Source organism: Nostoc sp. (assembly GCF_036916735.1).
GTDB lineage: Bacteria > Cyanobacteriota > Cyanobacteriia > Cyanobacteriales > Nostocaceae > Nostoc.
On record NZ_JBALFV010000095.1, the window covers coordinates 96,334 to 108,288 of the forward strand.

Here is an 11,955-nt window from a genome sequence, read left to right on the forward strand (position 1 = left end):
AAAAGGTGCGAGTAAAAAGCGATCGCTCTCGTTTTTATTCAGAGCCACCCGGATTCATCCACAGGGTAATAATTACGAATTATGTTGACTTACCTTGTATCTGTGTTTGCAACAACTCTACATCTTCAACTGACAACCCAGTTAATTTTGCCACTTTTGCCAAAGGCATTTGGCTTTTAAGCAGATTCACCGCAACCTGCCAAATCCCCTCTTGTAAACCTTCGGCTCTACCTTCAGCTTTAGCTTCAGCCTCAATCTCTTGATAAATTACAGATTCGCGCATATTGTCTCTCCGTAATACTCTTTGAATTAACCCTTTCTCTAATACTAGACCAGCTAAAATTGCTATGGCAGCTGCGACATTATTCTGCAACCGTTGGTCAGGAATCCTGATAATTTCCTGTGCTACTTGCTGTAATATACTTGCACGGTCATCTGTCCCACCCAGCACCGCGAATGGAAATAAACCTGGATAGCGTAAAAATACTTCTGTTGGCTGTTCCCATAATCGAACTACCTCGAACTCGTGACGAGTACCAGAAATGGTAAAAGTATTTTGTTGCACGAGTTCTGAGCTTGTTTCTTTAAGATAGATCACCACTTGACGCATCTGCTTTTGGGGAAAACGGCGATACACTCGCAGTCGATAGTCAATTATGCGAAATGGCATATTAACATCAGGTTGAGTCTGAAACTTTAGGTGAAGCACTAGTTCAGTTGATTCTAATAAAATTAATGCATCGGCTCGAATAGGTTCTAACGAGAGTTCAGAAGGACTTAACTCCGTGAGCGAAATGGGTTCTCCCAACAGCCAAGTAGCAAAGTCAGTGGAAAAGTTTTCGGCGAGGAATTTGCAGATGTTATCAAACATCCAAAAATCCTACCACTTCAAAGCTTTAAACTGAGTCGTAGTAACTCAAAAACTATCTTTAATGATGCAAAAATTGGAATTTTGAAACAGAGCGATCGCTTAACTCAAAATCTGTGCTAAATTCAGCACAAACCCAGGCAATATATCCTCTTCCGATAAGCTAATAGGCGATTGTAGAATCTCAACATCCTGTCTTGGGCGGTAAATTTCCACCTGTTGGTTCTGGGGGTCAATCAGCAATCCTAAACGCACACCGTTGTCAATCCATATCAAAAGTAATAGTAATAGTTAAAACTATCAAAATATAACAAAACTTTCGCATGTTCAAACTTAACCTAAATCGAAATGCACTACTACCTCTGTTATTGCTTGTGCCAGTTCCGAGCATTGGTGTTGCAACTCAACTGTATATGCTCCCCGGTCTGAAAGGACATTTAGTAGCTTTATTATCTAAAATCTGGATGTTTATAATACCCATTATTTGGTTGTTATTTATCGATAAAGAAAATTTAAAAGTTCAATATCCTAAAAAACGAGATTTGTTAGCTGGAGTCGGATTAGGGCTACTGATGCTATGCATTATGTGGATTGTTTATTGGCTGCTAGGTGCAAAGTGGATAGATGTTAAATATGCTCGTGATAGAGCAACGCAAGTTGGATTGGACAGTTTTGTAGTTTATTTAGTAGGGTCAGCGTACTGGATATTTGTCAATTCTTTACTTGAAGAATTTGTCTGGCGTTGGTTTGTTTTTCGCAAATGTGAAATGTTGGTATCAAGTCCTTTAGCTGTAGTACTATCTGCACTATTTTTTACAATTCATCACATTTTTGGTTTGGCAGCTTACTTTGACTGGCGTGCAACAACATTATGCTCATTGGGCGTGTTTTTAGCAGGGGCGATTTGGTCATGGTGCTACTTAACTTATTGCTCAATCTGGCCTGGATACATCAGCCATATTTTTGCAGATATAGCAATTTTCATAATTGGCTGGCAACTGATTTTTGCTTAACAAAGATGTCACGTTGCTACTTTGTAGGAGTATGCTCAAAATTCAAAATTTAAAGTCATCAATCTTTAATAAAGTAATTAATCAAAATCTCTTAAGATCATGTGTTTTTTTAAGTCAAAACTGATTATGCCTTCTTCTTGTAATTTGCCGATCAATCGTGTAATTGTTACTCTGGTAGTACAGCAGGCGCTAGCAATATCTTCGTGAGTAAAGCGAAAACTTAAGCGAGTTCCCTCCGGCACAGCTTCGCCAACTTCTCTTTTCAAAAGTTGTAATAGATGGTGCAAGCGCTCTTGTACCCGTCGTCTTCCAGAAATGACTAGAAAAGATTCTGTTTGGCGTAAGCGTTGATTAATTTTTGGTAAAAGGATATGGCTCAGGTTAGGGGAAACTGCTATCTCTGCTGCGTAAATTGATACCAACTCAACATCAGAGAGTGCTATTGCTTGGTAAATGTTTAAAGATGTTAAGCTAGAACCAAAAACCATTTCTGCTGTTGCCAATCCTATTAAAACTTCTTCACCCGTTTCACAGTAGGTACTAAGTTTGACCAAACCCTGACAAACATACAAAATTACTAATGGGTTAAGGGGAATAGTTTCTCCTTTAGAATATTTCTGCACAGGACGATCATACAAAAGGTTACTATTGTTTTTGACTACTGATGATTCTACTCCTTTGCGTTCAGAAATATCACGTAACAGCCAGCGTAAAGAGGTTGCTTTATTCTGCGGATTTCGGGCAACTGCCACTGTCAAAGCTGCATCAAATAACTCACCGTGACGTTGTTGCAAGCGTATCAATAGCTCTTTAACTCTGTCTGATTGAGATAGTTTGATAAGTTCGCTACGAAGGTGCTGACGTTCTTCTAAAGGGACGAAGTTAATTATTGGTTTGCCCAGCAAAAATTGCTTTGAAACATTGAGCAATTTAGCTGCGGTGAAGTTAACTTCTTGGATGATTCCTTGTGTACTAGTCACTAAATAGGCGTCAGGCGCAAACTCGAATAATTCTTGATAATGTTGACGTTCTGTTTCTAAGCAATTCCGTGTTTGTATTAATTCCTCATTTTGTTGATGGAGTTCCTCTGCTGCTAACTGCACTACCTTTGAGGTGTTATAAAGTTCTTTAAAAGCTTGCGGCAGCAGATCCGCTGAAATCCAAGGTAATACACTAGCAGTTTGGTATAAATCTGCTAAACGATTGTGTAATGTTTCTGAGCGTTGGATAAATTGTTCTATGTTCACCTTAAATTCCCGCTACTTACTTGCAGAGTTAAAGCAAAAAATTTACTAGGTAAATTTTTGGATAAGTTGCAGTATTTTATGTTATAAAATTAACCAGTTTTGAACTGCAATTATTTTCAATATAACCTATAAAAGTATGTTTATTCTAGCTTTTCAACAATTTAGGTCTGATAGCACTATATATTACATAGTATCATAAATTACATACATTATTGCATTTAACCTAAATGAGCAATGCAAATTAAATCTAGGCAATTAGAGAGTGTCCATTAATAAATTTTGCACTCAGATGCTTTGTTTACAAGTTTACAAGAAAGGTTACAACATTTTGTTAAGTATTGTTTCTACCTTTAGTGGGAAGATTTGGTAAACTCAGCTGAATACAAATGCAAAATCCGTTGATCTCAGATGATGCTAATTTGTAATTAAACTTCTAAGCCAGTCGCAATTATGACTAGCAGAGAAATTAGATAAAATAGCACAGTTAGAAAACCCTGGCTCTCAACTTTAAGTTACTATTCTTGCTTAATTAACTTTCTCATTTTCCAATGAATAATTTAGTGCTAATCATAATTGTTTCCATGATTACTCAGAATAATAAATAATCTTTTTCCCAACTTCTATCACAAGCATCAAGCTAGTACTACCAAAGATATATAGTCTAAGTTAAGTTTTTTTGTGTTTATAAATACATTTTTTTGAAAAAAAGATTTCCGACTTCTTAGAAAAGTCGGAAATCTAAGCTTTTGGATTTTCACAAATCTATTCAGAACTACCTGGTATAAGCAAAAGTAAGACTAATGGATATTAAGAAGTTAAAACTATTTGTATAGTAAGTCACATTACAACTTAACAAGTATCCGCCTCTATAGTTAGAAGATAAATCAAGCAATAAGCTGGTGTAATTAAAAATACGTAACAGTTTATCAACGCGCAAGTTATTAAAAAGTGATGGGTGAGGTATTAATACTACAAAATCTCATCTCATCACTTTTTTTACTCACTTCAGTTTACAGCGCTTATCAAGTAATTGAACTACACGGTTCCCAACTCACTACTTCCCGTTTCGGTCATAGTTTAAATGACTGAAATTGTATAACACACTGTCCAAAAGCTTTGGCAAGTTATGACTAATGTCTATCATCCACCCTAGATATACTTAGGTTTTTTCAAAAATTAAATCTGATTATTATAGACAGATTAGTATCCATCCCAGAAGGCATACACGCATTTTTATAAAATCAGCTTTTATTAAAACTTTATATATTGTTGGTTGTACTTCATTAAATATGCGATTTATTAGCTGACTTACTGAAAATAGCAATTTTCAAAAAGTTCAGTAAAATTTCTATTTAAATAATCAAAAAATACAACTAAATTATTAATAGTTGTCCTGAACTAATTGATGAATAAACGTCAATTATTCCAGGTATATCTATTTGCAAGCTCTCTATAATATCAATTCCGTAATTCTAGAATAACCCCTCTCTTTAAAGAAGAGGAGAGTTTTGCTTTGCCCCACCTTATAAGCAAGGTAACTCAAGGGGTTAAGTTTTTGTGAGTGAATTGATTTACTAAGGTGCGATTTATCTTGGAAAATCACGGTTTTATTTCCGACTGAGAACAAATATAACTTCTTGAAGCTTTTTTGACAAATCCCCATGCGACAATATTTTTTTAATTTGCTAATACTGGTATTAGGAACAAGCTCGACTTTCCTTATTACTCCATCTCAAGCTGAAACTCCGGTAAAATCTAACACCCAAAGTACTGGTAATATTACTTCCATATCTTCAAATTCACCTTCGGCTATCCAATTGAGTGATTTTGCCAATTCTATTAATAGCAAACCACCTATCCTTTCTAAGGCAGCTAATAACTCTTCTGGTGCTTATGCCAATATAGCTGATAATGCGAGTATAACTGTAACTAAGCCGAAACCACGGATTCCTATATTTAGCAGAATTTTTCCTACACCTTCAATGCAGCAATAATCAGAAGCTAAATATTTGGTTTAATAGTTTGGGCTGGTAGAAATATGTATTTATACATTATATACAAGCTGAACTAGTGAAAATATTAGCAAGTGAAAGATTTTAATTTTTCTCTCTTCACTGTAGGACGAATATTATTTATTGAAAGCGATGGGAAATTCTATCTTAAGAGTGAGTGGACAAGGTTGTTCCCCCCGTCGCTTGGGGCATTGGGCATAGTGGCGGTACGATCTTCCCTATGCCCATTGGTGTCAACTTAAGAAAAAATCTGCAAACCCTCTCCTGTGCTCCCAGCAAGAACTGCACCCATGCGGTCTCAATGTGCTTGCTTAAATGCTTAACAGCTTATTTGGGGACGCAATATTAAAACCACTCCCCACCGCGGAAACGCCAACGAGGAAAAATAATTCGCATCAGGCTTTGTGAACTAATAAAAACTGTTAGCCAAACAACGCTATAGTGCAATAAAAAAACTGCTAACGGGAGTTCTTCTTTAGGCAAAGGTATTGGTAAAAAACCAAATAGTTTGACCCCACAGTACACAAATACTAATTCCCATATACCAGCTAAGAGTTGATAGGCTGCTGGCCAATCTCTATCCCATCGGAATTTTTGGAGATAGTTATAAAGCACATCCCAACCTATGCCAAAGACAGCGACATAACCAAGTATCCAAAAATAAACCGAGTTAGCACTTGAACCAATCCAACCCACTGCAAAGGGCAAAGACACAAGTAGGCCTACCGTTGCAAGTAATAATAATCGAGTTTGCCAACGACCAAATAATGTTGGTGTCATAGGAGTTAGGAGTAGAAACGCGATTAATCGCGTCTGTACAGGAGTTATGAGTAATGAATAATAGAGAAATTAGAGTTTTTATAAATAGATTTTGACTCGTTTTCATTGAAAATTCAGCAAGATTGTGGTGCTTTTGCGAGGATGGCAAATACAAAAATATAAGCTAACCCCAAAGCACCAACACATCTATATTATTACGATCGCTTAAGGTGGTAATCAAATTTAGAATGGTAAGTTGCGATCGCATCCCAACTGATCACATCTTCTAGCAAAGCTTGATAACCTAGTGTATTGGGATGAAGACCATCTTCACTCAAGCGTTTGAGCCGCCAATTTTCACCACGTTCTATCCATTGCTCAAAAATATCTAAATAGGGAATCTGCCGTTTGGTGCAAGCAATTCGAGTTGCTTCTTTGTAGCGGTACTGGTCGGCATGATTATAGTAAAAGCAATCTAAAAATGGCATTTTGGCTTCATCCACTGGTACCATGCCCACAAATAACACAGGACATAGTTGCTGTGCTAAATCTAACAGAGAAGCAATTTCCTTTTCAAACACGGTAAAATCTGTGTAACTTCGACCATCAAGACGTGCCAACCGTGCTGAGTCATTCACGCCTACGGATAAAATAATCAAGTCGGGGACACGATTTCGCAGTTCACCCCGGTGGCGAAATTCAACTTCTAGCCTTTGTGCTACTTGTTGCGTGCGATCGCCTCTTACCCCTAAATTATAAAGAACATGACCCGCACTATCCGGCAACATCCACCATCGCCGTAGTTGCTCAATCCATCCCCCTTTTTCTGGGTCGCCGAATCCATAAATTAAGCTGTCCCCCAGCGCGACAATCTTCATTGGCTGAAAGTGATTTGGTGGTACAGACACCTGCATTGAGGAAGAAGCTAGAAATGTGTGCATTTAAAAACTATATTTTATATCTTTACAAGATTCTATACATTTCTATACCATAGATGGCTATCTTTAATGTCCAAGCATATATGGGGTTTCTACTTGTTGATATGGTTGCAAGGTTAATATTGCCACAGTTGAGCTTGTGAAGGTGAATGTTGAGCTTCTGAGGGTGAAGGTTGAGCTTCTGAAGGTGGACGTTGAGCCTCTGAGGGTGAAGGTTGAGCTTCTGAGGGTGAATGTTGAGCCTCTGAGGGTGAAGGTTGAGCTTCTGAGGGTGAACGTTGCACCTTTGAGCTTGAAAGTTGCACCTTTTATGCTGAAACTTGCACCTTTGAGCCTGAAACTTGCGGTTTAAAAGCTCAAGTTTGGAGTTTGGTACTGAAACGTCTATGCGATGTCTACGATGGTCACTGAGCGGCTGATGAGCGAAGTCGAACCATGCCGTACTCCTTCAGAGAAGCAAGCTATGCGCAGCGTCTCGTAGAGAAGTGCGGGCTACGCCTGCACCATATTTCATTTTATTTTAAGTATAAGTGAGCGCTCATACTGCAATAAATGAGTCTGAGAATCGAACCGCAGAGGCGCAGAGGACACTGAGGAAGAGAGAAGAGGGAGCGTTAACGCAGCTTATCGTACTCTTATTCTTAAGCAAGCTACGCGTAACGTTCCATTGGCGCAGCCTCTCGTAGAGAAGGAAAGGTATCGCTATGATATAACTGTGTATTTGCTTAATTTTAGCATCAGTCGTTAGGATAGGTTACAGGTGTAAAAGTTATCTTTACTGCTAGCAAAGATGAATATTGATCCTGTAGTTAATGCACTTAAAAGTATTGCTAAACCTGCGGCTTCTATAGTTATTAATCAAGCTCAACGCAATGAAACTGTAGTTAGAACTTTAAAACAATTCAATTTTGACCCAGTACAACCACCTAAAGATGTTGATGGTGTTTATATTTATTCTTTAATTGACTATGGTGTGGATAAGCAGGAAGTACTGCTGAATCTTTTTCGAGAAAGAGAAATTAAAAATGCTTTTTGGAGTGCTTATACTTCAAATAATCCCTTGGGTTTCTACAAGGAAGTAGAAAAGTTTTTGCAGGGTAAGGATTCAGAATTTGATATCCGATTGATGAGAATTGAACTACAAGTGCAGTTAGAAGAGTTTGGAAAAATATTTATTAAGGTTGCTAAAACAACTAAATCCAAAGAATTTGAGCCTTTCCCTGAATGGAATTTAGACGAGTATCCAGCAGAATTTAAGTCATTAATTAGAGAAAAAATTCGCTCGTTTTGCGGTTGTAAGTTTGTTTTTGACGCATTTAAGCAATTTTGCAATAAAAATCGCAGTGGTTATTTTACAGTAGTGGGTGATGCGGGGATGGGGAAGAGTACCATTGCTGCTAAATACGTCTGGGACAATAAGTCACCATGCTATTTTAATATTCGCTCCGATGGTCGCAATCGACCGGAGCTATTTCTTGAAAATCTTCGCAAACAATTAATTAAGCGTTACCAGTTGCAGAATGCCGAGAAGGCTAATTTAGCAGATTTACTAGAACAGGTTAGCAAACAACTGACTGCTGGCGATCGTCTTGTAATTGTAGTTGATGCTTTGGATGAAGTGGAGCAAGAAGCAGGGGGAAATCTTTTAGATTTACCACCGTCGCTCCCTGAAAATTTATATTTTGTCTTAACTAGACGACCCTATACCAGAGATAAAAAACGCTTGTCTACACCAGATGTCCCGGTAGAGGAGCTAGATTTAAGGGGAAGTCAGTATATTAATTTGAGTCGTGAAGATATTAAAGAATATATTCGGTTTATTTTGAATAGCGGTCAAGACTATAAGAATGCACTTAGACAATGGATTCAAGACCGCAATATTTCTGATAACGATTTTGTGGAGCAGGTGGCAACTAAGAGTGAAAATAATTTTATGTACTTGCGCTATATTTTGTCAGGAATTGCTAAGGGTGATTATAATGATCTGAATTTAAAGCAATTACCTAATGGTCTTCAGGACTATTATCAAGTCCATTGGGTACAGATGGGAATGGATGAAAAACCCCAAGAAGTAAAAGTATTTATCCTGTTTATTTTAGTGGAGATTGGCACACCAATTCCCTGTGAGATGATAGCGGAGATTACTGAACAGGATGAATATGATGTGCAATCAGTTTTAAATGAGTGGGTTGAATATTTGAAGTCGCAAGATATAGAGGGAGAAAAGTGCTATAGCATCTATCACACTAGTTTTTTAGACTTCTTGAAAGCACAAGGGGTTCTAGATTCCAAACGGAAGCGACTTCAAGAGGTTAATCAACGTATTGTGGACTACCTTGAAAGGAAGGTGGCGTGAGATGGGAAAATTTGCTGACAAGTTAGCGGTACAAAGTCCTGCTTTTCAACGTGCTTACTTGGGTAGTTTAGCGTCAAACTTGATGAAGTCGGGAAATTTGCAGAAGTATTACCAAACTCTGACTGATTTTAATTTCCTAAGTGCAAAGATTAACCATCCTGAGTTTGGAGTGCAAGCGCTAATTGAAGATTATGATTTGGTTGACGATTTAGAGGTATTAGAAAACTCCAAATACAACCTGGAGAAAGTAAAGGCACTAAAATTTATCCAAGGAACATTGCAACTATCAGCGCATATTTTAGCAACGGATGAGAGACAATTAGCGAGTCAATTGTGGGGACGTTTATCAAGCCAGAAAATGCCAGAGGAAATTCAGGCATTATTGGCACAAGCAAAGCAAGTAACAAGTTTCCCCTGGTTGTGTCCATTGATTCCTAGCTTAATTCCACCAGGAGGACGCTTGCTACGTACCCTCACTGGTCATACTTCCGGGGTAAGTGGAGTCACCGTCACTTCTGATGGCTTGCAGGTGATTTCTACTTCAATTGACTCCACCCTCAAAATCTGGAATCTAATAACAGGAGAAGAATTATTTACCCTCAAGGGTCACAATAACTCAGTAAATGCAGTTGTTGTCACCCCTGATGGTCAACAGGTGATTTCTGCTTCCAGAGATAAGACCCTCAAAATCTGGAATCTAATAACAGGAGAAGAATTATTTACCCTCAATGGTCATAATGGCTGGGTAAATGCCGTTGCTGTCACCCCTGATGGTCAGCAGGTGATTTCTGCTTCCAGAGATAAGACCCTCAAAATCTGGAATCTAATAACAGGAGAAGAACTATTGACCCTCAATGGTCATAACGGTTGGGTAAATGCCGTTGTTGTCACCCCTGATGGTCAGCAGATAATTTCTGCTTCTAGAGACAAGACCCTTAAAATCTGGAACCTGGAATCTGGAAAACAACTATTGACCCTCAATAGTCATAAGGACTCGGTAAAAGCAGTTGCCATCACCCTCAATGGCCAGCAGATAATTTCCGCCTCCAATGACAAGACCCTCAAAATCTGGAATTTGGCAACAGGAGAAGAACTATTTACTTTTACAGGACATAATTATCCAATAAAAGCGATCGCCATTACCCCCAATGGTCAGCAGATAATTTCCGCTTCCGATGACAAGACCCTCAAAATCTGGAATTTGGCAACAGGAGAATTCACTGCCACTTTCACAGGGGATAGTTCCATTAATTGCTGTGCAGTTGCACCAGACGGCATGACAATTGTGGCAGGCGAACAATTAGGTAGGATACATTTTTTGCGTCTTCAAGGGATGAGAGAGGAATGAGGAGAGAAATAATTTTATCTGCCAAAGATTTCATTGACGGTAATGTTTATATTAGGAAAAGCTTTAATTGATAAAGTTTGGCCACTAGCGAACTTTTGCATAAGCTGATATCTTGCGGCTGTTGGTTGTTGATAAACTTCCACAATTTGCTCGTTAATATCTACTAACCAAACTTCAATTATGTTTGCTTCTGCATATAAAGGAATTTTCTCTTGCCGGTCATACATTACAGTCGAATCAGCTACTTCAATTAATAAAAAGATATCTTGGGATTGGGGATGTGCAGTGGCGTAGAAATCATCACGGGGTTTAAGTAATGCCACATCTGGCTGAGGTTCTGAGTTATCGTTCAGTTCCACAGGGTCTTGAATAGCAATGAGAACTCTATCCCGTAACTTCTGAAACAAGAGTTTGTTTAACCGTTTCACACAAGCAGCGTGTTTTGTTCCAATAGGCGACATCTCAATAATCTCTCCCCGAATCAATTCCACTCGGTCATATTCTGTGAGAATCCCCGACTCAACCATCTTATGATATTGCTCAACAGTAAATTTCCGTCTTAGCAATTGTACAGACATCGCCACCTCCACTGTTGCCTTATCTCTTAATTATTCTCCAAAATTTCCAAAATTATGAACTCACCACCCAAACCACCCACTGCAATCAATTCCAGAGGACATCCAACAGAGTTTGAGCAAATCATTCAAGAAAAAAGCCACAATTTTGTCAGTCGTGAATTTATGTTCACGGCTATTAACAACTTTCTCCACCGCCACAACCAGGGTTACTTCACCATCATTGGCGCACCTAGTAGCGGTAAAAGTACCATCTTCGCCAAATATGTGACAAACAATCCTCAAGTTATTTATTACAATGCCGAACTTGAGGATAAAAATCGTGCCGACGAATTTCTCATAAATATCTGCACACAACTCATTAATCAATACTCGCTTAATTACACCTCTCTTCCTGATAACGCCACAGAGGGAAGTTGGTTTTTCTCTAGTCTTCTCCAGCAAATCAGCGATGAGTTAGAACTTGATCAAAAACTGATAATAGCCATTGATGGGTTGAATTGCATTGACCGTAACAGCCAACCACCTAGTACAAATCTGTTTTATCTCTCCCGCTATCTCCCAGATAAGGTCTATTTTCTCCTCACTCGTAGACCTTTCTTGCCAGAGAAGTCAGGTTTATTAATTGAAACACCGTCGCAAAGTCTTGATTTAGCAGATTATTCAGAAGAAAATCGGCAAGATATTCAGGCATATATTCAAAGTTACTTAACCCTTCAAGAGATCCCCCCAACCCCCCTTTCCAAGGCAGGGCTAATTCATTGTGATGAGAGAAAATTAGGGTAACCAGAAGTTAGCATACACAAAATTTTTTAGCGACTGATTTGATTTGTCCACTT

Annotated in this window: 11 protein-coding genes and 1 pseudogene; 5 read left to right on the forward strand and 7 right to left on the reverse strand. The window is 38.4% G+C overall.

Translation table 11 applies throughout. The annotated features are described in order from the left end of the window. Positions 1-79 precede the first annotated feature (79 nt). Positions 80-871: an Rpn family recombination-promoting nuclease/putative transposase gene (locus V7L20_RS21925; RefSeq protein ID WP_334746119.1), complete on the reverse strand. Its 792-nt coding sequence runs from the start codon at positions 869-871 to the stop codon at positions 80-82. Between the two features lie 99 nt (positions 872-970). After that, a pseudogene (locus tag V7L20_RS21930) lies at positions 971-1,138 on the reverse strand (Uma2 family endonuclease); the annotation flags it as partial. 53 nt (positions 1,139-1,191) lie between these two features. On the opposite strand from V7L20_RS21930, the gene V7L20_RS21935 reads away from it, so the two are divergent. Beyond that, a complete protein-coding gene (locus V7L20_RS21935) occupies positions 1,192-1,881 on the forward strand; it encodes a CPBP family intramembrane glutamic endopeptidase (RefSeq protein ID WP_334746120.1) in 690 nt (229 codons plus the stop codon). Positions 1,882-1,958: 77 nt separating this feature from the next. Here V7L20_RS21935 and V7L20_RS21940 read toward each other — a convergent pair whose 3' ends face one another. After that, positions 1,959-3,128, reverse strand: coding sequence for a PAS domain S-box protein (locus V7L20_RS21940; protein ID WP_334746121.1), 1,170 nt, complete (start codon positions 3,126-3,128; stop codon positions 1,959-1,961). Between the two features lie 1,661 nt (positions 3,129-4,789). On the opposite strand from V7L20_RS21940, the gene V7L20_RS21945 reads away from it, so the two are divergent. After that, positions 4,790-5,122, forward strand: a complete 333-nt coding sequence (locus tag V7L20_RS21945; protein ID WP_334746122.1) for a hypothetical protein — start codon at positions 4,790-4,792, stop codon at positions 5,120-5,122. Between the two features lie 363 nt (positions 5,123-5,485). On the opposite strand, the gene V7L20_RS21950 is transcribed toward V7L20_RS21945, so the two are convergent. From V7L20_RS21950 to V7L20_RS21960, 3 genes are all read right to left on the reverse strand, one after another. Then, a complete protein-coding gene (locus V7L20_RS21950; protein ID WP_334746123.1) occupies positions 5,486-5,920 on the reverse strand; it encodes a hypothetical protein in 435 nt (144 codons plus the stop codon). Positions 5,921-6,114: 194 nt separating this feature from the next. Next, positions 6,115-6,840: a GDSL-type esterase/lipase family protein gene (locus V7L20_RS21955; RefSeq protein ID WP_334746124.1), complete on the reverse strand. Its 726-nt coding sequence runs from the start codon at positions 6,838-6,840 to the stop codon at positions 6,115-6,117. Between the two features lie 113 nt (positions 6,841-6,953). Continuing rightward, positions 6,954-7,142, reverse strand: a complete 189-nt coding sequence (locus V7L20_RS21960) for a hypothetical protein (protein ID WP_334746125.1) — start codon at positions 7,140-7,142, stop codon at positions 6,954-6,956. Positions 7,143-7,627: 485 nt separating this feature from the next. Between V7L20_RS21960 and V7L20_RS21965 the strand changes: the two genes are divergently transcribed. Next, complete coding sequence (locus V7L20_RS21965) at positions 7,628-9,193, forward strand: AAA family ATPase (protein WP_334746126.1); 1,566 nt, start codon at positions 7,628-7,630, stop codon at positions 9,191-9,193. Position 9,194: 1 nt separating this feature from the next. Next, a complete protein-coding gene (locus V7L20_RS21970; protein WP_334746127.1) occupies positions 9,195-10,541 on the forward strand; it encodes a WD40 repeat domain-containing protein in 1,347 nt (448 codons plus the stop codon). 14 nt (positions 10,542-10,555) lie between these two features. Here V7L20_RS21970 and V7L20_RS21975 read toward each other — a convergent pair whose 3' ends face one another. Then, the gene (locus V7L20_RS21975; RefSeq protein ID WP_334746128.1) at positions 10,556-11,119 is read right to left on the reverse strand and encodes a Uma2 family endonuclease; all 564 of its coding nucleotides are present in this window, start codon (positions 11,117-11,119) and stop codon (positions 10,556-10,558) included. Between the two features lie 54 nt (positions 11,120-11,173). On the opposite strand from V7L20_RS21975, the gene V7L20_RS21980 reads away from it, so the two are divergent. Further along, the gene (locus tag V7L20_RS21980) at positions 11,174-11,902 is read left to right on the forward strand and encodes an ATP-binding protein (protein ID WP_334746129.1); all 729 of its coding nucleotides are present in this window, start codon (positions 11,174-11,176) and stop codon (positions 11,900-11,902) included. The last annotated feature ends 53 nt before the right edge of the window (positions 11,903-11,955 follow it).